The organism is Streptomyces sp. cf386 (genome assembly GCF_900103585.1).
Classification (GTDB): Bacteria; Actinomycetota; Actinomycetes; order Streptomycetales; family Streptomycetaceae; genus Streptomyces.
Genome location: NZ_FNHV01000031.1, coordinates 23,163 through 47,485 on the forward strand (window position 1 = coordinate 23,163; position 24,323 = coordinate 47,485).

Below are 24,323 nucleotides of genomic sequence, written 5' to 3' on the forward strand. Positions count from 1 at the left end.
GGGCAGGCCCGTCCTGTGTGCGTTCGCACCCGCAGCATCGCTGGCCCCCTCGGGCTACTCCGCTGAGAGCCCTCCGTTGTGCGGTGCGGGCTCCAGGTCGAACTCGCCGTCGCGTGCGCCGAGTACGAAAGCCTGCCACTCCGCCTCGGTGTAACGCAGCACGGTGTCCGGATCCAGGGAGGACCGCATGGCCACCGCACCGGCCGGGAGATAGGCGATCTCGACGCGCTCCTCGTGCTCTTCGGTGCCGGGTGCGCTGTGCCACTCGACATCCGAAATGTCCAGGGCGTAGAGCTCGTCCCGCTCCCGTTCCTTCCGTGCCTTGACGTCCTCGTCCGGTGTCCCCGCGGCGCTGTCGCGTGCGTCAGCCATGGTCAAAGGGCCCTTTCTGATGGGCGAACGACATGCAGGATCACCTTACTCAGACTCCGCGAGGTCGCATGGTGCAACGATCTGATTACGAAATGCAGTCAGGTGTCGAGCTGTTCGAGGTACCACGCGAGTTTGCGCCCACGGAGAGCACTCCGGCCCATGGGACTTGATCGCTTTCATCCGTGAGTGTGCCGTTACGGGCGAGTGGTGACGTCACCTTCCGGCAGACGAGGTGGAGACCCCGGCCGCCAGAGGCCGTACGCCGAACTCCCCACCACGACACGCGTGTTCCTACGAAACCATGAAACGCAGGTTCCTACGAACCCGGAATCCCACATGCGCTCACGTGACGCGAACTGAGTCCACGCGAACTCAGTCCACGCGAACTCAGTCCATACGGCGAGCGGCGCCGAGGAGTCCGGTCTCCGCGTCCGTAGGCTGTGTCATCACGTACTGCTGGTGCTTCTGCGTGCACCACAGGGCGACGCTGTCGGCAAGGGTCGGCAGCGACGCGGTGTCGTCCCGGCCCAGCCGCATCACCTTGCCCACGACATCGGCCTCCTGCGGCGAGATCCGCTGCAGACCGACGACGTCGGCGTTGGCTAGCAGCCGCGGCGCGGTGGGGCCGAGGTAGGGAACCAGGGTCAGCACCGACTGCCAGGGCGCCGGGCTGAGGCGGCTCCTCGGCGGGCGGATGCCCAGGTCGCGGATGATGAGCACCGGGCTGACGGAGGACGGGCCCTGCGGAGCAATCCGCCCCACCTGGTGCACGGTCACACACTGCTGGCCACCGCCGGCCGCCTGTGCCATGGGCGACCACAGCTGGGGACGCGCCGTCTCGACGGCCACGCGAGCGCCGATCGCCGCGGCACGCAGGGCGATGACCTGGGCCAGCCAGGTACCGCCCACCATCAGGATGTCCAGCCGGGTGGGCCGGCAAAGCCCCAGTACCGCGGGCTGGTTGTTGGGGTCGACCCCGAGGATCAGGCCGTCGTCTCCGACGGGCATGGCCAGCTGCGCCAGCAGGTCGGCGTCCACGAGGTGGCGCTCACGCCGGGGGCCGAGCAGACCGAAGGCCGAGCGCAGACGCCGCTCCGGCCCGAGCCGGGCGGGTTCGGCGTTGCGGGGCAGATGACCGGGACGCTGCCCGGGCACGCCCGGTGTCGCGGATCCGAAGCCGGGGCGGCCGGAGGCGGGAACGGTGGGGGCGGACATCAGCGAGTACCTCCCAGCGGCAGGGTGGCCAGAACTCCGGGCAGCTGCTCACGGTCGAGCCGCAACAGACCGATCTTGAACGCGGACGCGGACCGCTCCAAATGCTGGGTCGCCTGCGCCAGTTCGTTCTCACCGCGACCGGTGACCCGTACGTGCCCCGACAGCGCCAGGGCGTTGCCCCGCCTCTTGCTGATCGTGAGGGAGAAGGTGCTGGCGAGCGCGGGCGACGAGGTCACCGCGCCGACCAACTGCGGAAGGGGAGGTGTACCGGCACCGAGCGGCGGCCACTTGGAGATCCAGTACGTGGTGTGCCAACGGTCGTCGCAGCGCCAGGCACGGGTGCTCTCGGCCGTACGACGGTTGGAGCGGCTGCCGTCGAGCGCGGCACCACCGGTGGTGGCCAGCGGGTTGACGCAGCTGGAGGTGGCGATGGCCGAGACGATCTCCGACTCGGTCAGCACCTTGGCCTGCAGGCCGGCGCCCATGAGGCGGCTGGCCAGCTGGTCGGCGACCCGCAGCAGCGCCCGCCGGGCACCCTGCATACCGCCGCCGCGAGCCTCCACGGCCTCCGGGCACAGCTCCGGGTCGAGCTTGAGCGCGACCCAGGTGAGCCGCAGACCCGGAGTCATGCTCTGCGCCTGCAGCGGCCCGTAGGAGCGGACCGCCATGGCCTGCGGAGGCAGGTGCGTCGCCGGCGCGGGCTGGGTGTGCTGGACGACCTGGACGGAGGCGAGCCGGATGTCGTCCACCTCGAGCAGGCCCTGGATCAGATCGAGAGGAATGTCACGGGCACCCTGCGTCGGACGCAGCGGGATGTCCGCGGCCTGCACCTGCACGAGGGCCGTGAGGAAGGTGCCGTCGCCGACCATGCCGATCTCACGCTGCTCACGGTCCTGGAAGGCGTAGGTCCGCAGCGCCGGGTCGCACTCGACGGCCGGAGCGAAGCCGGGGTCGGTGCCGGGCGGCACGGGCTCGGCGTTGCGCTTGCGGCGGTCCCGCAGGGCACGAGAGGTGGCGAACCCCTCGGCCAGCGGCATGCCGCGCCGACGGAGCAGCCCGGCCAGCACCAGCGGTACGGCCAGCACGATGCCCACGGTGAGACCGATGGGCCGCAGCAGCCATCCGATCAACAGCACCGCGGCGGCCAGCTCGAAGCCGACCAACTGCTGGACCCGGATGGGGCCGATACTGCCGGGTCGCCTGGAGAGCGCCGGCGAGACCGGGCTCGGGCGACCAGCGGGTGCGGACCGCTGTGCGGGTTCCGGCCCTTGGTTTTCCTGCGTACGACGGCTGCCGTTACGGCGCCGGGACCTGGTCGCAGTGCTCATCCCCCGCTACAACCCCTTTGCATTCTCTGACCGCTGCTTGAGCTGGCGGCGCACCACCGTACCCCGTACCGTACGGTGCGATCGTCACACGGCATAGTAGAGGCCCCTGCAGGAGCAAACGCCACGGAGTACCGGGCGGCCCTGGGGAATTCCGCAATCGGAAACAAAGCGAAAAAACGGGGAGTTGACCCATCGATGGCGACACGTCGGGATGAGCTGAACGCCTACTCCTTCGCGCGCAGGCGCACGGTGGCGGCGTTCTTGCAGCCATCGCCGCACGGTTCGGAGGAGGCCGCGCCGCGTCCCCTCAAGACCGTCCTGCCGAGTCTGGGCGTGGCGGTGCTGGTGCTCGTCGGATTCGGGGCGTGGGGCATGCTCAGCCCGACCGCCCCGAAGGGCTGGGACACCCAGGGCAAGAACATCCTCGTCGGCAGCGAGTCGACGACGCGATACGTCCTGGTGAAGACCAAGGGCGAGGACAAGCTCAGCCTGCACCCGGTCCTCAACCTCGCGTCCGCGAAGCTGCTGCTGAACGGCGAGAACCCGCAGGTCATCAAGATCAAGGAATCGGTGCTCGACGAGAGCAAGTACCCGATGGGCGCGACCGTGGGGATTCCGTTCGCGCCGGATCGGCTTCCTTCTCCCGATGATGCGGAGAAGGCGAAGGTGTGGGCGTTGTGTGAGGCGCCGGGCCAGGACGAGGACGGGCAGGCCGTTGAGGACGGTAAGCCAGTCAGGGCCACGTACGTGCTGGACCAGGGTGACTACGACAGCCTCCTGCACAAGGGCAACAAGGAGCTGAACCAGCGCGAGGTGCTCTACATCGAGGGCCCGAGGGACCCCAGCTCGGTCAGCGGGTTCGGGCCGCGGTACATGGTCACCGGGGACGGACGGGCCTACTTGGTAGGCGGCCAGTTGTGGAGGACGTCGACCGAGGACGCTCTGAACAACATGGAGCGCGCGGTGCTCGGTGACGGCGTGGAGCCGCAGCCGGTCAGCGCGGACTTCATCAAGACGCTGACCGTCGCGGGAACCCTTGAGTTCCCCGAGCTGGCGGACGCGGGCGCGGGCGCGAATATCCCGGGCCTCGATCCCCGCTATGCCAAGGTGGGCTTCATCCTCGAGGCCGACGCGGGCCCCAAGAGGCAGAAGTACATCGTGCTGAAGGACAAGGTTCAGCCTGTGTCCAACTTCACGGCGCAGATGTGGCTGCGCAGTGAATTCATCAGCAGGGTGTACGGCACTGCGGACCCGGCTCCGGTGGACGTCAAGTACAACGACATCCGGCCGTCGGACGGCGAGTGGATGGCGGAGAAGCAGTGGCCCAAGGAGGTCGTGGACCCGGCCAACACCAACTGGTCGGAGAACGGCGGCAACAGGGTCTCGTGCAGCATCTGGCACGGTAAGAAGGACGAGTACACCGGCCAGCAGCAGATGACGGTCTGGACCGGTCAGGAGTACCCGAAGGACGTCGCCCAGACCGGCTCGAGCACCTATGTCTCGCCGGGCAGCGGCCTGCTGTTCACGAAGCTGACGGGCGCCAGCGGCGGTGGCGGCAGCACCTTCCTGGTGACCGACACCGGACTGCGCTACTCGGTTCCCACACGTAACGACAGCGCGGTCACCGGCGGTGAGAAGGCCGACGGCCAGCAGCAGACCAACACCGCCCAGGTCCGGCTCGGGTACGGCAAGATCCGCGCGGTCCCGGTGCCGGCGGCCTGGGCGGACCTGCTCGCCGCCGGGCCGGAGCTGAGCAGCGGCAATGCGCAGCAGGCGCAGGGTTCTTAACGGAGTCGGTGCGGAGGGCCTTGGCTGAAGAAGTTGGCACAGGGCCCTTACACCCATCACAAGGTCAACTCATCAAACGGTCAACGAACTGGCTTGTGAAAGAGATGAGTTGGCTTCATCGCGATCCTGCTACAGAGCCCATCCGATGTTCGTTCTGTCGTCGGATGCGACTAGAGTGGAACCAGACCAGACTGGATACGCCCCTCGCCGCCAGGCGTTGGCGGTCCGTGTGTGGATCTGACAAGAACTCCTACGTCTCATGGGGGACACAACATGGCTGGACAGCAGTTCACCATGACCGAGGAGGAGATGGTCGCGTTCAGCGGCAAGATCTCCTCGGTCAACTCCTCGATTCAGGGCGAGATTCGCCGGCTGCAGACCGTGATCGACACCATCACGGGCGGCTGGAAGGGCTCGGCGGCCACCGCGTACAACAACCTGCAGTCGCAGGTGAACCAGGATGCCAACAAGATCAACCAGATCTTGAACGACATCAAGGAAGCGATCGACCAGAGCACCAAGAGCTACGCGGCTTCGGAAGAGGAGCAGCGCGCTTCCATCCAGAACATCGCCGCCTCGTCGCCGTTCGGATGATCGGCCCCGTGTGCCGCGCGCGGCACACGTCCGTGACCGACCATTCACACAACTGAGGAGAAGACATGTCCGGGCAAATCCTCGTCAATTTTGCCACGATCTCCCAGGCCTCTCAGGATGTCCGCTCGACGGCGAACAACGTCCGCCGTCAGCTGGACGACCTCGAGGCCGGCGTCAAGCGCATCGCTGCCAGCTGGGAAGGTGCGGCGCAGGATTCCTACCGCGCCAAGCAGACCGAGTGGGACCAGCGCGCCGCCTCCATGCAGCAGACGCTGGAGGCCATCGCCAAGGCTCTCGACAGCGCGGCCCAGAACTACCAGGCCACCGAGTCGAAGAACGCCCAGATCTGGGGCGGCTGACGTGATCGCTTGATGGGGGCGAGTGCGCGACAGCGCGCTCGCCCCCATTGGCGGTTGACGGGACGTGCGGACTCATCGGCCGGTCGCCGATCCGCACGGCCCGTACGGCCTGCATGGCCTGTACAGGAACAAAACGGGAGGACGTAAGAAGTGGGATCCGGGGCATCGCGCGCGGCGCGTCGGAGTGCCGCAGGCACCGCCGCTATGGCGGTCCTCGCCTGTGGGCTGCCCTTTGCGGCCGCCGCACCGGCCGCCGCCGCGGAACATGTGCGGACCACCTTGGCCGACGACGGCGACGTGCGTTTCCAGGTCGACGACACCAGCTGCTCGTTCCCGTCCGACCCCATCAAGGGAACCCCCTGGTCCCTGCAGCGCATCGTCCTCGACCAGCTGTGGCAGGACACCAAGGGTAAGGACGTCAAGGTCGCTGTCATCGACACGGGCGTCAACACGGTCAACGCGCAGCTCAAGGGCGGCGCCGTCGTCAGCGGCAAGGACTATCTGCACAAGGGCGGCACCGGTAAGTCCGACGAGGTGGGTCACGGGACCAAGGTGGCGGGCATCATCGCCGCCCGCCCGATCGACGACACCGGCTTCGTCGGCCTGGCCCCGGAAGCGACGATCATCCCGATCCGGCAGAACGACGATCAGGGCAGCGGGAATGTCGGCACGATGATCCAGGCCATCAAGTACGCGGCCGACGCCGGTGCCGACATCATCAACATCTCGCAGGACACGGCGTCGAAGATGGACCCCACGGTCGACGCCGGTTTCCGGGCAGCTGTCGAGTACGCCCAGGGGAAGGATGCCCTGATCGTCGCCGCGGCCGGCAACAACGGCGCGGACGGCAAGATCAAGGAGACGTACCCGGCGGCGTACGACGGCGTCCTGGCGGTCGCGGCCTCCGACCGCAACAACGCCCGCGCCCCCTTCTCTCAGTCCGGCAAGTTCGTGGGCATTGCGGCACCCGGCATCGACATGGTCTCGACGGTCCCCGTGGGCGGCCACTGCGTAGACCAGGGCACGAGCTTCGCGGCCCCCTACGTCTCGGGTGTCGCGGCCCTGATCCGCGCGAAGCACCCCAAGTGGACCTACAAGCAGGTCATCACCCAGATCGAGCAGACCGCGGACCGCACGAAGCCGGGCCGTGACGACTTCGTAGGCTGGGGCGTCGTCGACCCGGCTGCCGCGGTCAATGACGACACGACGGCGCCCTCGGAGGACGGCCCGAAGCCGGACCAGGTCGGTACCGGGGGCGACGCCGCCGACGTCGAGGCCGCGACTCTGGTCCTCGGGGAGACCCCGCAGCAGCGGACGGAGCGGTACGCGTTGTACGTGCTGGCGGCCGGGTTCGCTGTGGTGCTTCTGCTGTTCGGGGGCGGTCGGGTGCTGAGTGACTGGCGGCGTAAGCAGGGTATGGGTAACAACGTGGAGTCAACGGGGAGCTGAGGATGGCTGAGCAGTACAAGGTCGATCTGAGTGAGATCGAGGGCACGATTGCGAAGCTCAATCGTGTCATCAAGGACATGACGACGTCCAAGTCGAGCTGCATGGGTAAGACGTACCTGCCGCAGGGGGCGCTTGGGACGGGCTTTGGTGAGGCTGAGGCTCTGTACAAGGCCCACGAAGCGATGAAGGAACGACTCTACGAGATCGTCGCGCACTTGGAAGAGGTGCTGGACGACTTCGGGACGAAGACGAAGAGGACGCATGACGCGTTCAGCGACGCTGAGGCGGAGAACTATGCGGCGTTCAACCAGAAGTAACGGGGTGTCCTGCTACGTGGATGCGAGGGGGCTGTAGACATGGGCGGCAAGGACGTCGACAACTTCGAGTATGTCGAAACGAATCAGTGCGTGTCGGCAAAGCACACCACGCCATTCGGGGTCGATTTCGACATGGACCAGATGAAAGACATGGTCCGAGACGCCAATCCGGAAACCGTGAAGACGGTGGCAGAGGCCTGGACGGCCCTCAGTAAGGACCTCGTCGGAGCTGACGGGATCAAGGCGAACCTTGACGCCGCTGTTGAGCACGTCCTCGCCCACTGGGAAGGACAGAGTGCGGATCTGTTCAGGGCGCGGGCGCAGGTGATCAGCAAGAAGATCACCGACAGCTCCAAGTACGCCGACAACACCTCGCAGTCCCTCAGGGGCGCCGCTGCGAAGCTTGAAGAGATCAAGCCCCAGGTCATGGCGATGGAGAAGCCGGGCAAGCTCGCCAGCGGGGCGGACTTTGTAGGCAACCTGGGCGACCGGGACGGCGGTCCGGCTGCGGACAACGCCATCCGGGGCGGGGCCAGCTCGCAGCAAGCCCTCGACGACAACGCGGGTAGCTTGTCGGAGGGTAAGGAACGGCAGCTCCAGATGGCTGCGAAGATGGAGATGTTGGGGGCGGCTTATAACAGCCGGGCTGCGGAGATGGGGTCGTGGGTTCCGAAGCCTAAGCCCCCTGTGGGCGGGCGCAACGACCGTGACGAGTACCCCGGTGAAGCCGGAGGCATTCCGCCTGCGCCTGTAATTGTCCCCACAGGGAGTGCGCCCCGAAGCCCGCAGGGTGCCACATCTGGTACCGCTCGCGGCGGTCAGGTCGGCACGATCAGTCCTTCGAAGCCCGTGGCCCCGCCTGCGGGTATCACGGGAGGTGCACACAAGCCGGCCGCGCCGCAGCCCCAGGTCGGCACCGCAATTGACGGCGTCTCTGGTGGCCGCACCACGACACCGACTACCGGTGGTGTTGCACCGGTCGCGGGCGGATCTGCTGGCTCCGGCGGTGCGGTCAACGGGGGAGCTAGCGTCGTTGGCGGTGGGGTTGGCGGAGCGGCTGGGGCAGGTGCCGCTCGCGGAGGCATGGTCGGTCGTGCTGGCGCTGGTGCTGCGGGCACGGCGGGTCGTGCCGGAGCGGGGGGCATGGGTGGTGCCGCTGGCGCAGGTGCTGGCAAGGGCGGTGGCGCCGCCCGTACCGGAGGCATGGCTCGCCAAAGCGGTGGCGTAGTTGGTGGCACGCCCAGGGGCGGAGCCGGCGCGGGTAGGGGCACTGCAGGTGGTTCTGGCTTGCTCCGCAGCCGCGGTGCTGCAGGAGCGGGAACAGGTGCTGTTCGCAGGGGCGGCATGGTAGGCGCCCCCGGTGCACGGACTGGTCGCCCGAACGACGAGGAGCAGCGCGAGGGTGACCGTCCCGACTACCTGGTCGAGGACGAGGAGACCTGGGCGCCGCAGACCAACGCTGCGCCTCGCGTCATCGAGTAGTCGGTTGGCGCTCACAGGCACGTGACAGGATGCGTGGGCGTGGCCTTCTGGTCACGCCCACGTTCGGTATGGAGAGGAAGACGGAATGGCCTTCACGCGAACCTTGCGTGCTCTGAGCGCCACGGCACTGACGGGCACGCTGATCCTGGCGGTGGCTCCTGCTGCCTCCGCTGACCAGACCAGACGTGACCAGTGGGCGCTGGACGCGTTGCAGGCTGAATCCGTGTGGAAGGTCACGAAGGGTAAGGGCGTCACTGTTGCCGTTATCGACTCGGGTGTGAATGCCGATCATGTCGATTTGAAGGACAACGTCCTCAAGGGCAAAGACTTCGTCGACGGCGACAATGATGCTTCGTCGGTTGGTGACGACGACCACGGTTCAGGGATGGCCTCGATAATCGCTGGGCATGGACATGGTCCGGGCGCAGCTGACGGTGTTATGGGGCTAGCGTCAGAAGCCAAGATCCTTCCGATTCGGAGTGATGTCGAGAGTGATTACAGTTTCGCTGATGAGATTCGCTACGCGGTAGACCATGGTGCTTCAGTCATCAACATTTCCGTGTACGTCGGTCAAGACAATCCTGCGGATCGTGAGGCGGTTACCTACGCGCTAGAGCATGATGTCTTGATCGTGACGGCATCAGGAAACAAAGGTCGGGCTAACGATATTGGTTTCCCTGGCGAGTACCCAGGCGTCCTGACGGTCGGCGGTGTTGATAAGAGTGGGAAGATTTGGTCAAATTCCAACTATGGACCTGAGGTTCTGCTGACGGCGCCTGCCACGCGGATTGTAACGGCAGGTGCGCCAGGTAACAGGCTTCGGATTGGAGATGGTACTTCGGACTCTGCCGCCTTCGTCTCCGCCGCCGCCGCCTTGCTTCGGTCAAAGTTCCCGAGCCTTACGGCGGGCCAGATTGCTGACCGACTTGTGAAGACGGCTGTCCTCCCGGACTCTGCCAAGGGGCTTTCTCTTCCTGACGAGAAGTACGGCTACGGCGCTATCCGCCCGCTTGCCGCACTGACGGAAGATATCCCTGCGGGCTCCAAGTACGGCCCCCTCAAGGCTCCAGTATCCGAGTCTCAGAGCCCCTCCGCTGCTCCCAGCGCAGGGAAGTCCGACGCCGACTACGCCGCAGAAACCGAAAAGGCAGACCAGAAGCAAATGCTGTTCTTCGTCGTCCTCGGCGTCATCGCCCTGGCCGTGATCGGCCTGATCGTGCTCCTGGTCGTGAAGCGATCCCGGCGCAGCAAGAACAACAACGGTGGGCCCGGCGGTCCTGCTGGCTATCCGCAGTACGGCCAGCAGCCCTTCCCGCCCCAGCAGAACCCGTACCAGCAGCAGGGTGCGCCGCAGCAGCCGAACCCCTACCAGCAGCAGTCCACTCCGCCTCACGGCCAGTGGCCGCCCCAGCAGTAGTGGACTGATACGACTCGGACAACCAGCGGGCGTGACGCGACCAGGCGTCACGCCCGCTTGGCATAGTGAGAGCGACTGTGTTCCAGTTCTGCTGGCGGAGGAACCACAGTCCTGGTGAGCGTCCGGCGACCTACGTTTCACTGGCTCCTGGTGCCGCGGTAACCATTGCGTCCGGCACCCCGCACAGTCAGCAGCTCGGCAGCGTCCACTCGCACTGCGGGTCCGTCGTCCCGCCCGTGACAGACCGCTCACCCCGAACACTGCAGACTGTCCGCCACACCCCGCGCAACTTGACCTGAGCCCCGGGGCAGAGCGTGACCGCCGCCGTCTCCCTCTCAATCGGGACGGCCACGATGTCCGGGGCCTTCAACTCGGCCCACACCGTCTTCCCGATGCCGGCCTCGCGTGCCTGGACACCCCAGCGGTAGGGTCAGCGCGTCCACGCAGCAGTCCGCGTCCGCCGACGTCGTCCTCGCTGGGGCTCCGTACTTCTGGTTGCCCCTCCCCAGCGTCGCTCACCTCCAGCCGCAACAGCCCGTCCTCCTCGGAGTGGGTGATGCAGATACCCACTTGGCGGTCACCTGGGGCCCGAGCCTGCAGTGCGTTGGTGACCAGTTCCGACAGCACCAACTCTGCCGGGTCGATGACGTCCTGATTGATGCCCCAGGCGCCGAGCAAAGAGGTGACCAGGGCACGCGCCCTGGAAACGCTGCGGCGATGGCGGGATAGTCGAAACGCGATTTGGTTCAGTACGGCCATGACAGTCCCCCTGGGGAGAAGATGCTTGCCCGGAATCCCCTACAGAGAAGGCCAGTTGGGCAGCGGGACACCGGCGTCCATGGTCAGCAGGAATGGACGCGCATCAACTCAATCTGCAACGTTTCCAGTTGAGATGGCAGCAACATTCCCTCTTTCGAATTAGGGCTATGTCGTGGCCCCCGCTGTTCTGCTAAAGGTGTTGGCATGCTTGCTAACAACGCCACCTCAAGCCCATCGACCGTTCCTGGACGCCAACTTGGCGACGAGCTACGCAGGTTGCGAGAAGGGGCGGAGCTTACGACCGTCCAGGCGGCGGAGGCTCTCGACTGCACCAAGGGCAAGATCAGCCGCATCGAGAAGGGTCGCGTGGCGGTGAGGCTTCCCGACCTGACGGCCATGCTGCAGGCGTACAGGGTGTCCGACACCGAGCGTCGTGAGCGGCTGACAGTACTGGCTCGCAAGGCCAACCGGCGTCGCAGGCAAGGATGGTGGAACGTCGCATCGCGCCAGAGGGAGACGGGAGATGAGATCGAGCAGTTCGTGGAGGTGCGCCTGGCTCGGCAGCAGCGGCTGGCCGGCGACGCACCTTTGCGTCTCTGGGCAGTCCTGTCGGAAGCCGTACTCCTTCAGCAGGTTGGCGGGCCGGAGGTGATGAAGGCGCAGCTCCAACAGCTCTGGGACGTTTCCGAGCGCCCCATGTGACCGTCCAGGTGCTGCCGTTCTCCCGTGGCGCCCATGCGAGTATGTTCGGCCCGTATGTGGTGCTGGGCTTTCCCGAAGAGGGAGCTCTGGACGTGGTGTTGGCCGACAACCCAACCGGTTCGACCTGGCTTGAGCGAGAGGCGGAGGTCGCCCGATACCGGGACCTGTTCGACGCCGCACGCACGTCCGCACTCTCTCCAGTGGAGTCCCGTGCCGTCATCCATCGCAGGGCCAAGGAGTACGGACCATGAAGAACGCACGCCACAGCACGCTGGATCTGTCAGGCGCGAGGTGGCGCAGCAGCACGTACAGCGGTGGCAACAATGAGTGCGTCGAGGTGGCCGACGACCTGCCTCGCATAGTCCCCGTGCGTGACAGCAAGGACTCTGACGGGCCCGTGCTGGTTTTGAGTCCTCACGCATGGAGTGCCTTCCTCAATCACTTGAAGTGACTTCCGCGCGGGGTTGTCACCCGCGTAGGTGGATGAGGGTGGCTATAAAGCATGGATGCCGCACTCGGCAGACAGAGAAAATAGTGACCGTCTCTGGGGAAAGGCCTCGTACAGCTGTGGGCCGGCATTGATTGATCATCACCGTATACACCCAGCTCCGTTTGGCCTGCACCGTGAACCGAGGACCCACGCGAGCCTGGAGAACGTCCTGTCCAGCCGGGCAGGCTGACGCCTGCCCCGGTCCGGCGCGGGTTTCGCCGTTAGGCTGCACTGTCGAGGTCGGACAGCCGCACGAACCCGCCGAAGGCCGACACCGATGGGCCGATCGGTTCGGACAACAAGTGGAGTGCCCCACAGTCGAGCGAGCGGGTCAATAGCGGATGCAGCCAGAATGGGCAGGGGACAGCAAGCGCCTGAATCGTCAGGCCAGGGTCCCACTGGCCCGGAGCCAGATGGCGCATGGCACAGTAGTTCCTGTGTGTAATGCCGTGCCGAGTGGAAAAGACGGGAATTAATCGATGAAGTCACCCACCTTTGACGGAACTCCACAGCCGCCGTCCAGGCTTGCCACGCTGGCGTGGTTCACCTTTCAGTGGTTGCTGATCCCTGTTGAACTCACCATCAGGCTTGTGTGGAACCTTGTCATGCTCTTTGGAGATGGTGTGGACGGCGCTGAGTTGAGGGAGCCCTTGGCTCGTTTCATGTCGCCCGCGAGACTGGCCATTTCCCTGAGCCGCAACCCCAGTCGTTGGGAAGGGCATGTGAACTCTCTCTTTGGTCGTCTGGCTGATCAGATGAGGGGCAAGAAGTTTACCTTGGGTACCGTGATTAGGTACCCGCAGATGCATGTGTCACGGGAGACTGCCGGTGTGCACAGCCAAGTGAAGGCCCTAACAGTCAACTTCCGTGAATTCCGAGGCGCGAACTACCCTGTAGTTCAGTCCTCTCTCGCACGGTATGGTCTGAAAGCGAAGCCTTGCGCCGCAGGTGATCCAACACAAGGCTTGTGGGTGTATCTAGCCGATGATCCCGGCACTCCCGCTGCTGATTCTCTTACTGCATAGGGTGCGTGCTGCAGACCAGAGAATCCTCGACCGTGGGACACGGAACACATAGATAAATGTCACGCCGCTGAGCTGATCGCTTCGATCGCGAGTGGGTGCTATGCCCGTGACCGAAGCGAATCGAGCGGCTTGGTGGATCGTTCAGCCAAAGACGGATCGGGTTTCTTCCTCTATGGTCATACGCTGACCCTGCCCATGTGTGACCCCGTCGTTCTGCTCTTGAGTCGGGGTTGGGATCTGGGAGGTTTCCCTGCTGAACCGTACTGTGTCTCCGAGGCGAGACATCAAGCCCACGTAGACAGGCAGTTCGGCCAGGCTGGGAGTGCTCATGGTGATAACCAGAAGGTTCTCACCGAATGGCGATGGCACGTACAGTTCGACATGGGCGAAAGTTATGGGCTGCTGAACCTGACCGCCACCGAGCTCCGTGGCATGAAAGGAGACGATGGCAGGACCGCAGCTCAGATCGACTCGGTGAACATCGCGGTGCTCTTCGAGGGAGAGCATCTCCTGCAACGACGCAGCGACTATGTCGGGCTCGTCCAATTGCATGTCGTCCATCCGGACCAGCAGATTCGCGATGCTCACCTCCCCGGCTTCAGTTTCGAACAGACCAACCGCTGCGTGCACTGTGCCGTCCTCCTCCAAGGCCTCTGCCATGGCGCCGTAGGCAACTGCAGCTACTTCTCGCTGAAACTCAGTTCCCCCTGGCCAGATCCTCAGCGCCAGCTCTTGGAGTGCCGCTTCGAATGCGTCAGGCGGCAGCATCAGCGGAATCTCATGGAAGTCCTCAGGCGATTCAAACTCAATGAGAACTTCATGAGTCGCGGGGAGCGATGTGGTCATCAACGCCTCAATCCTCTTTGTGGCAGCACTCCGTCAGAGACTGCCAGCTGCGGGGGTATTGGAGCCTGTGAAGGCGTTGTATAGTCCGAGGCCGATACCGGGCGCCTGACCGGCGATTTGCGTACCGCGGGACCACCAAGACATCGGATCGAGGGTGCCGTCAGCACGAATTGCGCTCTTCAAGGAATTCTGCAGGCTCTCCGGTCCCCACTCGACAACCTTGCTGAGAGCTCGCTCTTTGACGGAAGCACCCATAGTGTCGAGTACGTGATTGTCCCAGGCCATCTTCAGGCGGTTGCCCATGCCGGACGTGGTGAATTTAGTGCTTCCTTCCGCATACTGCCGTCCGAGGCCAAACAAAGACCTTCCCTGGAGCCTGGCGGTATTGTATCCGGCCTCACTCAAAGCTTCGATTTTTCTGGCACGGTCGATCATTTGGACGCCGTTCTTGGCCGTCTTCATGGCAACCTTCACGCCTGCCGTGGCAGTTGTCGCCAGCTTTCCTAGCGGAACGACCCCGACCGCGTCACCCACAAGATCCATCGTGCTGATATTAGCGCCGCCGATCTTCGCGGCACCGTGTGTAGCCAGTGCTCCCAGGGAGAGAGCTCCACCGGCGAGAGCAAAGGCGCCTGAGAGAGGAGGACACCACAGGGTCAGGAGCGAAAGCACACCCATGGCAGTCGCAGCCATGCTCATCCAGTCGCCGATCTTTTTCAGCAGGTCGGCATGCTTGGTGCACCAGTTCTGGATCTTGTGCCCAAGGCGGGTGAAGGCGTCGGCGAGGCCTTCCCAGAAGCCCGGATCTGGTGCACCGTCCGTCGCCTTCTTGATCTGGCCGGCGATCTTCCGGGCATCCGACTGGTGTTCCTCGAGGAGTTCCTTCGCGTGCTTGACGATCGCCTCGAACTCGTCGATAGCGCCTTCGAGTTTGCCCTTCGCGGAATCGAGGGTCTCTCCGGCCTGCTTCAACCGGGCATTTGCCGCGTCGATCTTTGCCTGGGCGTCCCTGAGCGCGGTTGGGTCGGAGAAAGACATTCCGGAGAGGCGGAACGCGGGATCCTCCGCGGCCTGGTTGTAGGCGTTGGTGGCGCTGTCGTAGTCCCTGCGAAGAGTCTTTTCACGCTGCTTGGCTTCGGTAGCGTCGGACTCGTACTGCCGTGCCTTGGACTGGTAGTGGGTGAGCATGCCGTGCCACGACTTGAGCTGCGTTGACGCTGAGCGGATGGCGTCCCGACTGTCACCGACGTACTTGGGCAGGTCACCGACCTTGCCCGTGAAGGCTTTCGCGGCTTCGCCTTCCCAGGCTCGTCCGCCACCCTCGCCGCGGAGGGAGCGCAGAATCTCGTGAGCGCTGTCCAGGCCACTCAGCGCGCTGTTGAGCTTCGTAACGAGGTCGTTGACGCTCTCGACCTTGCCGGGTGCCGGATTGAAGCCGATCGCGGGGAAGTCCTGCGCGCCGCTCATCGTGCACCTGCCGCGGGACGAGCGGACGGCGAGGGGGTAGCCGGACTCGAGGGAGCAGGCGGTGATCCTGGCGTCGGGGACGGACCGGACGAAGGCTGGCTCGTCTTCTCCGCCTTCTCGAAGGCGTCGCGTATCGCTTGCTCGGTCTGCTCGTAGTTGTTCTTCGTCTGCTTGAGTCTCTCTTCGATGGCCTCGGTGCCGTCCGCGATCTTCTTGATCGCATTGTCCCAGGAGTCGTGGAACTCGTCGCAGGCGTTGTCGAGCGCCTCACTGCCGGTGCTCTTCGGGCCCACGTCCTTCAGGGCGTTAAGGGCCTTGCGCATGTTGTCCTGGCTGCTGTGCAGCTCTTTGATGAGCCGGTCGAGATCGTTGACCTCGACCTTGAAGTGGTCGCCCATGAAGTCCCCCGTGTGTGCTCAAAGTTCGAATGCAAACGGTGCGGGTCAGTTCAGTAGCGTGATCGTATCTACCGATGCCGCGTGCTTGACGGGCGGGGCAGAGCGCACCGCTGAAGCCGACGGGGCGATGCTCGGTTGCCGTAGGTGGCCCTCGCAAAGCGGCGCGCCGGAACGCGGGCCTTTGTGCCGGCCGGGCGAACGGGCCAGTGACACAGCCCGCGAACGGCGGGCCAGGCACAGGAAGATCCGGTATCTTCCGGCTCCTGATTGGCATGTCCTTGCCGCATTGCTGAGCGCCAAACTCAGTCGGGCGGGGGTAGCTCACGCGTATGGATGCAGTGAATGGACCAGTAGCGGTGTGAGTAGACCGGGCCTGCCTGCCATATTGACAACGGGGATGGGACAAGGGATGAGCACTCCCTTCGATGCGCCACAGCACAGCGGCACCGCCCACTTGCGGCTGAACTCGCTACCCGCGGAAGGCGGCGGAGGGTGTGCCGGCAGGACCACCAACGTTGACACGCAGCGTCTGGACGAGGCTGCCAACGCGCTGGTCGAGCTGCGCGGTGACACCGAGAACGTCGACAACACGGCCGACGACGACTGCCTGAACGCCTCCAGGAACCTGAACAAGTACAGCGCCGGGGGTATGGCCGAGGCGGGTTCCTGGGCCACCGCCGGTTCCCTGGTGACCATGGACGTCCGTTGGGGGTCGCAGGTTCTCAATCTGAAGCGCCTGCTTCAGGACATCAGCGACAAGCTCCACGCCACCAAGGGGCACTACACCCGCACCGAGCAGGAGGAGCGGGCCCGGCAGAACTCGATCAGCACGCCCTTCGGGTGAGTCGGCCGCCCGGGCCGCCGTAGCGCTGCCCGGGCCAGCCCATCGAGCCGGACCGGAACCCCTCACCCGAACGCGAGGAGCTGTCGCACATGGTGTCCGTCCCCTACCTCGACAAGGCCGACCTCGGCCCGCTGGCCAATGCCGCCGCCTCCTGGAAGGCGCTGCCGGCCAAGTACGAGTCGCTGCAACGCGAGTTCGAGCAGCGCGTCATCAACCACCTCAAGGGCCACTGGGAGGGCGACGCGGCCGAGGCCGCCTTCGCCACCATGGGCAAGGCCCGCACGGAGTACGAGAACGCCGCCACCGAGGCGGAGCGTATAGCCAAGCTGCTCCTGGACGCGCACAGCGAGTTCGCCGCCTCCCAGAAGCAACTGCACACTCTGCTCGACGAGGCCCGTACCGACAACTACAAGGTCTACGACGACGGCCGGGTTGAGGACATCGACCCGAGGCAGGACAGCCCGACCGCCTCCGGGACGCCGGGCCTCGCCGAGGAACGCAAGCAGAAGCTGGACTCGCTCGTGTCCCGGCTGACGCACATTCTGGAAGTAGCCACCGCCGCCGACGAAGCCACCCACGCGGCCCTGCAACGTGACGCCAACGGCGACAGCCAGTCCTTCAACACCAGCGTCTACACCAGCCTCGACGCCGTCGAAGCAGACCAGGCTTCTGCCCTGATGAACAAGAAGGGACGTCTCACCGACGCCGAGATCACCAAGCTCAACCTGCTCCTCTCCGCCAATTAAGGACGATCCGGAGTTCTCCCGTGACTTCGCGGTCAAGACCGGTGGTGAGAACATGCTGAGCAAGTACAACGAGCTCATGAGCCCGCCGGCCGGCACCACCCTCTCCAAGGCGCAACTGGCCGAACTCAAGGAGCTCAAGGCGAACTTGGGCACCACCATGGGAACGGCGACCACGTCGGACGACCGCCGCAAGGGCGGACCCGACCCGGAGATCACCAAGTTCCAGAACGACCTGCTCAAGGCCGGGCAGCGCGACTTCAACGCCAACCCCACCGAGTCGCCGTACGGCCTCAGTGGCTACCAGCTCACCAGCAGCCTGATGAGCGAGGGTAAGTGGGACAAGGACTTCCTTCACGACTACGGTGACGCCCTCATCACCGCGGAGAAGAACGGCGCCAACGCCGGGCAGAACCCGGATTCCTACTGGGGCTACCCGCGTACGCTGGGCTCGACCAACATCGGGGCGCTCGATCCCATGGCGGGGTACATGGACGCCCTGGGCCACAACCCGGAGGCCTCCACCGAGTTCTTCACTTCCGAGACCACGGTGAACGGCGAAAAGGTCGACCACTACGACTACTTGATGAAGGACCGGCACTGGCCCGAGGGTGCGGGCTGGACGGGGGACGAGAAGAACCCCAGCGGCTACAACAACCTCGGTCACGCGCTGGAATCCGCCGTCACCGGCCACTCGTACGACAGCAGTCCCTCTGCGGACACCCCGGCGCACAACGAGAAGCAGGCTGCGCTCATGGAGAAGGTCGTCCAGTCCGTCTCCAAGGACGACGAACTGGCCCACGACGGAATGCAGGACAGCCTGGGGCGGATGGCCGGTGAATACATGCCGGACATCCACCAGTCGTTGACGAACGACCAGTCCGGGACGAACGGCCAGCCCGGCAACAAGGACCAGTTCTATCCGATCTCGGGCAGCCGGGCACAACTGGACGAGCGGGACACCTCCCGTTTCCTCATGACCGTCGGGAAGGACCCGGACGGCTATGCGGCGATCAACCTCGGCGAAAGCGCCTACACGTCCAACCTCATCGACTACCACCTCCAGCATCCGGAGGCCTTCGACGGGTCCACGGAGACCGCCATGAGGGAGATCGCGAGGTCATCTGGGGAAGTCCAGGGAAGCATCGCGATCGGCAGGCGGGAGTCGGACATCGGCAACGGCGTGGAGGCCGACAAGGAGTACAACGACGCCCTGGGCCGTGCGGGCAGCTACGCGGCGGGCATCGTGGGCACCGGCATCGGCGTCGGCTCCTCCTTCATCGCCACGCCGGCCGTCGGTGCCGGAGTCGCCGGCCTCGCCACCACGGTCACCGGAGATCTCATCAACCAGATGGTCCAGGGATCCCAACGGGACACCCTGGGCGACACGGTGTACTCCAGCGGTGCGGACTGGGAGAACGCGAAGCACTCCACCTCGGCCGTTCTCCAGGGCGCCTACCAGAACTCAGCGGAGGCCCAGGGCAAGGGCGACGTCGCCGACTACAACAACATCCTGGCCAACGAGGTCGAGCAGGGGTTCCATTCGGCCGAGAGCAACCTGGAAGGCTACGGCCAGGACAAGAGGGGCACGGGGCAGGGCTGACCCGGGAAGCCCTTGGGCGGTCCGAGGGCACACGCGGTGCATGCAGGTTCGGTCAATCGTCACGCAGACAGGGATTGCGGCAGATGAAGTGGGACTCTCGGGCTCTGTTCCGAGGAAAAGGAAGACGTCGGCTGATCGGCTCCACGGTTGCCCTCGCCGTGCTGGGGGCCGGGTACTACGGATTTCAGCTGCAGTACCCGGCTGCCAAGACCGGACGAGCGTGCAGTGGGATGCTTCCCGTCGACCCGGTACTGGACCTGGCGGGGAAGTCGAAACTCTCCCTGCTCGGCCTGGGATTCGACGTGTCCAGTTGGCAGTTCGATGTATCCGGCGATGTGACGGAACCGGACGGGCTGGCAACGCGGTGCGTCGTCGACGGCGTCGAGATCTCCATCGAGACCTCCGCGGGTGCCCTGAACGCGTACGGTGCCTATACCTTCCAGGGCGATCAGGAGTCCTTTCCCGTGCCTTTGAACGCAGGTTGGCAGGGCTTGATGGTCACCGAAGACGACCAGGCCACTGCCTCCGTGCTTCTCAGTTGCAAGCACTGGACATCGAAAGACGGCAGTGGAGTACTCGTGACTGCCGATTCGCCCTACGACAGCAAGGTCACTGACGCTGTCCGTCTCAAGCTCGCCCGTGTGGCCACCGGAACAGCGCAGCGCGCGGCGGAGAAGACCGGCTGCGTGACGGAACCGGGGAACGCGGGCGAACTGACCGCTCCCGCTGCCACCGCGAAGACCGTGTCGGCCGGCGGTGCCACAGGCACCTGCAAGGGGATGACCTCGGTGTCGGCGGTGCGGGAAACCGCCGCGGGAGTGTCGCCGGTGGAGGAGTGTCTACTCGTCGGCAGCCTGCAACTCACAGCTGCATACGGCCCTTTCAACGATGCGTCCGACGCCGTCGTCAACGGCAAGTACGGCGGCCACGACACCCCCTCGGGAGTCGAGAGGTCCACGGCCTGGACCTCGGCCACATGCCAGGGCGCCCTGGGCGTCGGCTACTACTACGCGTCGCCGGTCGAGGGGAACGATCGCAAGTTCACCTCGGCCCCGCTCACCAAGGAGGAGTGGGAGGACCTGGCGCACTTCGCCGAGCAGTCAGCTGCCCGCCACGGGTGCGACAGCCCGGCCGCACTGCCCTGACGACCTCTGGCACCCTTGGCCGTGACCACCGCTCACGGCGCGGGAGCGTCGTGCCGGAGGTGAGCCGGAAGGCGGTCGAGGAAGTCCCGGTTCACCGGCGAGAAGTACACACGCGCCCAGGAGCCGTCCACGAATCCGATCTCATAATTCTTGTTGGCTACGTCGCGACGGTCGCGAAGCCACGCGACCTGCCGGATGTCCACGGCCCACCCGGGCTCGGCATGACCGAGTTCATCACGCCGTCGGCCCCGCTGGACGTACGTGACACGCAGCTTCCGGTCGGTCAGCTGGAGCACCTGCACCACACCCGTCGTCCTCGAAATGGGATGCAGCGCTACGGCGAACTGCCCGGCAAGGCAGTTCCAACCGCCCTTGAGGGGCTTGCCCTTCTTGCGCTCCCAGTCGAACAGGGCCTCAAAAAGGGCGCCCAGTAGATCCGTCACCACGAGGAGGAACAGGAGCCGGGCCTTCACCCCCTCCCAACGGTCACCGGGCATCCGCAAACCGCGCAGCACACGGGGGCGGCGCCCCCTGCGTGGCTTGGGAACACGTTGCCCAGGCCAAGCCGGCTGGCCGGCGACGAGTCGCTCCCCGGCCGGCAGAACCTGTGCCGCCCTCTCCTCCGCCTCCTTCAACCGCAACGGACGCAGCGCTGCGCTCCACTTCATCCGAAGACCTCCCGAACGGACTTTCCGGCGTACGGTGCTGAGTCCGCGAGCCGCTCGCCAAACCGCTGCGGCTGGGGGCGGTTGGCGTACTCCGTCTGTTCTTTGGACTGGGGGGACTCCAACGGGTTGCCGACCGGCGGGCGGTTCACCTCATGGCCCGTGACGTCGCGCACCACACCTTCGGCCTTGTCTCCCAGCTGGTTCACCGTATCGGTCACATTCCCAGCGGCATCCTTGATGGGCTGTGCATCCATCCCGTAGTGCTCTGCGAGGCTTGCGGCCGTCGGTGCTGCATCCACGGCTGCCCCCACCAACTGGGCACCCACAAGAGGCTTCACCACGCCCTTGTTGATGGCCTTGCTGAGCAGCTTGCGCTTGCCCGGGCGCAGCATCGTGCCCTTGTCCCGCCACACCGCCCGCAGCTTGGTGCGCGCCTTGGCGAGCTTCCGCAGCGCCTGCATGCGCTTGGCGAGATCGGCCAGGCTATCCGCCAGCTTGGCTGTGATTCGTACGGCCTTCATCGCGCGGTGGGCGATGCCGGCCGCCGCGATGAGCGGACCGATCGCCGCACCCACGCCCGCGGTCAGCACCGCGACGATTGCCGCCGTCGCCGCCGCAGCCAGAAGCGCCTCAACGACTTCAACGATGAGTTCGACCATCGCGTTCTCGGCCATGGTGCACGCCTCGGCCGCCGACTCCAGGAGTTCGGCCACCGTGTCCATGTCGTCGGCCTCGCCGAGCAAGGACTTCTCGAACTCGGCCATGGTCCCGCCGAAGGCTGTGGACGCGTCTCCCACCCACGTCTGCTGATGGGCCCGGCGCTCTGCGACAAGGTCGTCGACGACTCCCCGCATGTCGCTGGCAGCGGCGCGCCAGTAGCGGGCCACCTCGAGCAGTCGCTCGTTGTCGCCGCTGACCGCCTCCAGCTTCTCTTCGAGCCCGGACTCCTTGATGGCTTGCCGGATGACCTTGTCGACAGTGTCGGCGAGTGGATTGCTCCAGTCGACGGAGAAGCCGATCTGGTCAAGGATGCTCATCCGGCACCGCCCCCGAGTCCCTTGAGCATCTGGACGTGATCTTCCTCGGTGGTGTCGTACGCGGTTGCCGCGAGGCGTGCGCCCTCGGCTACCGCCGTCAGCGACTCCATGACGTCCTTGAGATCGGCCTCCGCCTCCGTGGACTGGGTGTCATAGTCGGCCTTGAGGCTCTCGGACTCCGAGAGCTTGCCGAACGCACCGGCCGGTAGATCCAGGGGTCTGATGCGGTTGCGAATGGCTTCTACTTGGCCTTCGGCACGGTCCATGGCTCTGGCGTACCGCCGCAGTGCATCGCTCTCAACTTCGGTTCCATGTCCTATGTTTGCCCCGTGTGTCTTTGGCAGCCGTGATCCAATCACCACACTACAAGGGGTAAATTCCCATAAGCGAACGGGAGTTTTGTCGTCCTCCGATCTGCCGACGAAGGTGAGGGTCGTACGCGGTCAGCGGTTGGTCAGGGCGCTGAGGCGGCGGGTGTGTGACGCGTACGACCTGTCGTGGTCGCCGATCGTCGGTCCGGAGGGAGGGTTCGGAAGGCATGGACTGGGCGAGCCGCCTTGAGAGAAGGTTCCGACGTCCTTGCCTCCGCACCTCGCGGCGCGGCAGGAAGAACAGCGTCACTTCCTCCGAGGTGCCCGAGATGACGTCGGTTCGTCGGCAACGGCTCAGACTCCGCTCAACTCCGGGACAGGCCCAAGCCTCCACCGAATCCCAGCTGTTCGGACCGCATCTCTGGGTAACCTGCGCCGCATGCGAATATCGTCACGTCACTCTCTCGTGGCTCTGATCACCTGTGGTGCGCTGGCTGTTGGGGCGGTCGGTTGTTTCTCAAGCGGCGACGGAGACAGCGGTGACGGGGGCGCGAAGGGGACGGGCCTTGAGGAGGCGCTCGCCGCTGCGCCCGTTTCGGCTGCCGACGAGGCCATCTTGTACGTCGATGTCTCCACCACGCGCGACCTGGCTGCCAAGGACAAGAAGCAGTTCAGCGGTCTGTGGGGTTACGGCATCCCGGAGCTGTCCGGTCACGCCGCAGACCCCCTCAAGGAGTGGGGCTTCGACGAAAAGGATGTAGAGACCTCCATCGTCGTCGGTAACTACAACGCCCGCATGACGGGAGAATTCGACACCGACGCACTCACCAAGGCTTTTGAGGAGAAGGGCTACGGCGCGAGCGACGTGGACGGCGGCACCCGTTTTATGAAGCCGGGCGACGATTCCACTTTCCAGGTCTCCAACTCGATCCGTGTCGGCATTCATGACAAAGACGGAACCGGTCTGGGGCTCGGCGAGCCGGAGAAATCCCTCGCCGGCGATCGCGTATATGCGGCCGTCGCCGACTGTCTTGGCGATGTCTACTATGCCTCGTTCTACGGCAAGGTCGAGAGGAAGGGCATCATCCTGCTCGCGATTGGTGCAAGGCTCGCCGCCGACGGCACCTCCACGGAGACCATCTGCACCGTCAACTCCTCCGAGAAGGCCGCCCAGAGCACTGCTATCAAGCTGCGCGGGAAGACCAAGGACGGCGAACCCTACGTGGGTTCCAAGGTCACCATCCGGGACGGCAAGACCCCGACCGTCTCCATGACCTGGAAGAACAGCAGCGAGGGACGCCGTCGGCCCGGGGACAACAACAAGACTCTCGATTTGCCGGGCTTGCTGCTGCTTGGGCGGGGGTGATCTGAACAGGGGCCGGACAGAGGGGGTAGGGGGCCAGTACGGGTCCGAATACGGCACCACTATGCTCGCCTGCGGCCGACCCGCGACGACTGAGTTCGGTCCGTTCGCCGCGGCGAACGGTATTCCCCAAGTGCACCCGTGGCCAAGGCCACCATGCGGCACAGCCACAGAAAGCGGTCCAGAACATGGCATTCCTCGGCGGCGACAGCCTGGAGCTCTTCCTCTCGCGCTGTCAGGCCATGAGCGTCGCGTCGGTGCCGGCCTGCCTGGGCGTCATGGTCTTCCTCGTCAAGGAAGAAGGCTGGCACTACAGCTTTCTCGTGCTGTGCCTCCTGCCGTTGATCGCCGCCTATCTGGGCGTCCGGGGCAAGCGGGAGATCCGTACGGGAGTGGCGGCGGCCGGGCTCGTCCTGGCTGTCGTCGCACTGCCGTTGGCGTTCGTACTCGCCTTCCTTGAGGGGGCCTGACCGGTCCCTTGAGGGCCTGACCGGCACCGGTCGATGCGCCGGTCGATCTTGCAATCGCCGGGTGCGGCAGAACCCACTGAGCATGTACGAGCACACGAGCGCGCGCTCATATTCATCAAGATCGTTCGCTC

At 65.2% G+C, this 24,323-nt stretch carries 27 protein-coding genes and 1 pseudogene; 17 read left to right on the top strand and 11 right to left on the bottom strand.

Translation table 11 applies throughout. From position 1 onward, the window contains the following. Positions 1–54: 54 nt before the first annotated feature. The 3 genes from BLU79_RS43415 to eccE all read right to left on the bottom strand — a co-directional run bounded on the left by BLU79_RS43415 (position 55) and on the right by eccE (position 2,915). Entirely contained in the window at positions 55–372 is a 318-nt protein-coding gene (locus BLU79_RS43415) for a DUF397 domain-containing protein (protein WP_093911573.1), read from the bottom strand. A 387-nt stretch (positions 373–759) separates the two neighbouring features. After that, positions 760–1,587 (bottom strand): hypothetical protein, encoded by an 828-nt coding sequence (locus BLU79_RS43420; RefSeq protein ID WP_093911574.1) that lies wholly within the window; start codon positions 1,585–1,587, stop codon positions 760–762. Then, positions 1,587–2,915, bottom strand: a complete 1,329-nt coding sequence (gene eccE, locus BLU79_RS43425; RefSeq protein WP_093911575.1) for a type VII secretion protein EccE — start codon at positions 2,913–2,915, stop codon at positions 1,587–1,589. The genes BLU79_RS43420 and eccE overlap by 1 nt, the downstream gene beginning before the upstream one ends. 195 nt (positions 2,916–3,110) lie before the next feature. On the opposite strand from eccE, the gene eccB reads away from it, so the two are divergent. The 5 genes from eccB (at position 3,111) to BLU79_RS43450 (ending at position 7,422) form a co-directional block, all read left to right on the top strand. Beyond that, positions 3,111–4,703: a type VII secretion protein EccB gene (eccB, locus tag BLU79_RS43430; protein ID WP_093911576.1), complete on the top strand. Its 1,593-nt coding sequence runs from the start codon at positions 3,111–3,113 to the stop codon at positions 4,701–4,703. A gap of 273 nt (positions 4,704–4,976) precedes the next feature. Continuing rightward, positions 4,977–5,297, top strand: coding sequence for a WXG100 family type VII secretion target (locus BLU79_RS43435; protein WP_093911577.1), 321 nt, complete (start codon positions 4,977–4,979; stop codon positions 5,295–5,297). A gap of 65 nt (positions 5,298–5,362) precedes the next feature. Then, positions 5,363–5,656 (top strand): WXG100 family type VII secretion target, encoded by a 294-nt coding sequence (locus BLU79_RS43440; protein ID WP_093911578.1) that lies wholly within the window; start codon positions 5,363–5,365, stop codon positions 5,654–5,656. 204 nt (positions 5,657–5,860) lie between these two features. Beyond that, a complete protein-coding gene (mycP, locus tag BLU79_RS43445; RefSeq protein ID WP_093911579.1) occupies positions 5,861–7,105 on the top strand; it encodes a type VII secretion-associated serine protease mycosin in 1,245 nt (414 codons plus the stop codon). 2 nt (positions 7,106–7,107) lie between these two features. Next, positions 7,108–7,422, top strand: coding sequence for a hypothetical protein (locus tag BLU79_RS43450; RefSeq protein WP_093911580.1), 315 nt, complete (start codon positions 7,108–7,110; stop codon positions 7,420–7,422). Between the two features lie 12 nt (positions 7,423–7,434). Here the strand turns inward: BLU79_RS43450 and BLU79_RS49555 are convergent, their stop codons facing one another. Continuing rightward, positions 7,435–7,968: a hypothetical protein gene (locus tag BLU79_RS49555; protein WP_256333698.1), complete on the bottom strand. Its 534-nt coding sequence runs from the start codon at positions 7,966–7,968 to the stop codon at positions 7,435–7,437. A 487-nt stretch (positions 7,969–8,455) separates the two neighbouring features. Here BLU79_RS49555 and BLU79_RS49560 point away from each other — a divergent pair, with 487 nt between their 5' ends. The 3 genes from BLU79_RS49560 (at position 8,456) to BLU79_RS43460 (ending at position 10,321) form a co-directional block, all read left to right on the top strand. After that, positions 8,456–8,650 carry a hypothetical protein gene (locus tag BLU79_RS49560; protein WP_256333699.1) on the top strand — a complete coding sequence of 65 codons (195 nt, stop codon included), beginning with the start codon at positions 8,456–8,458 and terminating at the stop codon, positions 8,648–8,650. 116 nt (positions 8,651–8,766) lie between these two features. Continuing rightward, positions 8,767–8,904 (top strand): hypothetical protein, encoded by a 138-nt coding sequence (locus BLU79_RS49565; protein WP_256333700.1) that lies wholly within the window; start codon positions 8,767–8,769, stop codon positions 8,902–8,904. An 85-nt stretch (positions 8,905–8,989) separates the two neighbouring features. Then, entirely contained in the window at positions 8,990–10,321 is a 1,332-nt protein-coding gene (locus BLU79_RS43460) for a S8 family serine peptidase (RefSeq protein WP_177001418.1), read from the top strand. A gap of 366 nt (positions 10,322–10,687) precedes the next feature. Here the strand turns inward: BLU79_RS43460 and BLU79_RS43465 are convergent, their stop codons facing one another. Then, positions 10,688–11,080 carry an ATP-binding protein gene (locus tag BLU79_RS43465; RefSeq protein ID WP_256333701.1) on the bottom strand — a complete coding sequence of 131 codons (393 nt, stop codon included), beginning with the start codon at positions 11,078–11,080 and terminating at the stop codon, positions 10,688–10,690. A 204-nt stretch (positions 11,081–11,284) separates the two neighbouring features. Here BLU79_RS43465 and BLU79_RS43470 point away from each other — a divergent pair. The 3 genes and pseudogenes from BLU79_RS43470 to BLU79_RS47960 all read left to right on the top strand — a co-directional run bounded on the left by BLU79_RS43470 (position 11,285) and on the right by BLU79_RS47960 (position 13,297). After that, positions 11,285–12,033: pseudogene (locus BLU79_RS43470) on the top strand (helix-turn-helix domain-containing protein). Next, positions 12,030–12,233 carry a DUF397 domain-containing protein gene (locus BLU79_RS43475; protein WP_093911582.1) on the top strand — a complete coding sequence of 68 codons (204 nt, stop codon included), beginning with the start codon at positions 12,030–12,032 and terminating at the stop codon, positions 12,231–12,233. Before BLU79_RS43470 ends, BLU79_RS43475 begins: the two are co-directional and overlap by 4 nt. A gap of 518 nt (positions 12,234–12,751) precedes the next feature. Further along, positions 12,752–13,297 (top strand): hypothetical protein, encoded by a 546-nt coding sequence (locus BLU79_RS47960; RefSeq protein ID WP_143052578.1) that lies wholly within the window; start codon positions 12,752–12,754, stop codon positions 13,295–13,297. Between the two features lie 141 nt (positions 13,298–13,438). Here BLU79_RS47960 and BLU79_RS43485 read toward each other — a convergent pair whose 3' ends face one another. The 3 genes from BLU79_RS43485 to BLU79_RS43495 are packed head-to-tail and all read right to left on the bottom strand — an operon-like array spanning position 13,439 to position 16,008. Next, positions 13,439–14,143 carry a hypothetical protein gene (locus BLU79_RS43485; RefSeq protein ID WP_177001419.1) on the bottom strand — a complete coding sequence of 235 codons (705 nt, stop codon included), beginning with the start codon at positions 14,141–14,143 and terminating at the stop codon, positions 13,439–13,441. A gap of 33 nt (positions 14,144–14,176) precedes the next feature. Continuing rightward, on the bottom strand, positions 14,177–15,610 hold the full coding sequence (locus BLU79_RS43490) for a putative T7SS-secreted protein (RefSeq protein ID WP_093911584.1): 1,434 nt from the start codon (positions 15,608–15,610) through the stop codon (positions 14,177–14,179). Continuing rightward, positions 15,607–16,008 carry a WXG100 family type VII secretion target gene (locus tag BLU79_RS43495; protein WP_107489336.1) on the bottom strand — a complete coding sequence of 134 codons (402 nt, stop codon included), beginning with the start codon at positions 16,006–16,008 and terminating at the stop codon, positions 15,607–15,609. The genes BLU79_RS43490 and BLU79_RS43495 overlap by 4 nt, the downstream gene beginning before the upstream one ends. Before the next feature lie 409 nt (positions 16,009–16,417). Between BLU79_RS43495 and BLU79_RS43500 the strand changes: the two genes are divergently transcribed. The 4 genes from BLU79_RS43500 (at position 16,418) to BLU79_RS43510 (ending at position 20,343) form a co-directional block, all read left to right on the top strand. Then, the gene (locus BLU79_RS43500; protein WP_093911585.1) at positions 16,418–16,852 is read left to right on the top strand and encodes a hypothetical protein; all 435 of its coding nucleotides are present in this window, start codon (positions 16,418–16,420) and stop codon (positions 16,850–16,852) included. A gap of 89 nt (positions 16,853–16,941) precedes the next feature. Beyond that, entirely contained in the window at positions 16,942–17,598 is a 657-nt protein-coding gene (locus BLU79_RS49570) for a PPE domain-containing protein (protein ID WP_256333702.1), read from the top strand. 52 nt (positions 17,599–17,650) lie between these two features. Then, positions 17,651–19,198 carry a DUF6571 family protein gene (locus BLU79_RS43505; RefSeq protein WP_256333703.1) on the top strand — a complete coding sequence of 516 codons (1,548 nt, stop codon included), beginning with the start codon at positions 17,651–17,653 and terminating at the stop codon, positions 19,196–19,198. Positions 19,199–19,500: 302 nt separating this feature from the next. Further along, complete coding sequence (locus BLU79_RS43510) at positions 19,501–20,343, top strand: hypothetical protein (RefSeq protein WP_256333704.1); 843 nt, start codon at positions 19,501–19,503, stop codon at positions 20,341–20,343. 32 nt (positions 20,344–20,375) lie between these two features. Here BLU79_RS43510 and BLU79_RS43515 read toward each other — a convergent pair whose 3' ends face one another. The 3 genes from BLU79_RS43515 to BLU79_RS43525 form a co-directional block, all read right to left on the bottom strand. Further along, a complete protein-coding gene (locus BLU79_RS43515) occupies positions 20,376–20,840 on the bottom strand; it encodes a hypothetical protein (protein WP_143052579.1) in 465 nt (154 codons plus the stop codon). A 167-nt stretch (positions 20,841–21,007) separates the two neighbouring features. Beyond that, positions 21,008–22,048, bottom strand: coding sequence for a WXG100 family type VII secretion target (locus BLU79_RS43520; protein WP_093911588.1), 1,041 nt, complete (start codon positions 22,046–22,048; stop codon positions 21,008–21,010). Further along, a complete protein-coding gene (locus BLU79_RS43525; protein ID WP_093911589.1) occupies positions 22,045–22,314 on the bottom strand; it encodes a hypothetical protein in 270 nt (89 codons plus the stop codon). The genes BLU79_RS43520 and BLU79_RS43525 overlap by 4 nt, the downstream gene beginning before the upstream one ends. 511 nt (positions 22,315–22,825) lie before the next feature. Here BLU79_RS43525 and BLU79_RS43530 point away from each other — a divergent pair. Beyond that, positions 22,826–23,725, top strand: a complete 900-nt coding sequence (locus BLU79_RS43530) for a hypothetical protein (RefSeq protein ID WP_143052580.1) — start codon at positions 22,826–22,828, stop codon at positions 23,723–23,725. Positions 23,726–23,910: 185 nt separating this feature from the next. Continuing rightward, complete coding sequence (locus tag BLU79_RS43535; RefSeq protein WP_093911591.1) at positions 23,911–24,192, top strand: hypothetical protein; 282 nt, start codon at positions 23,911–23,913, stop codon at positions 24,190–24,192. Positions 24,193–24,323: the final 131 nt, after the last annotated feature.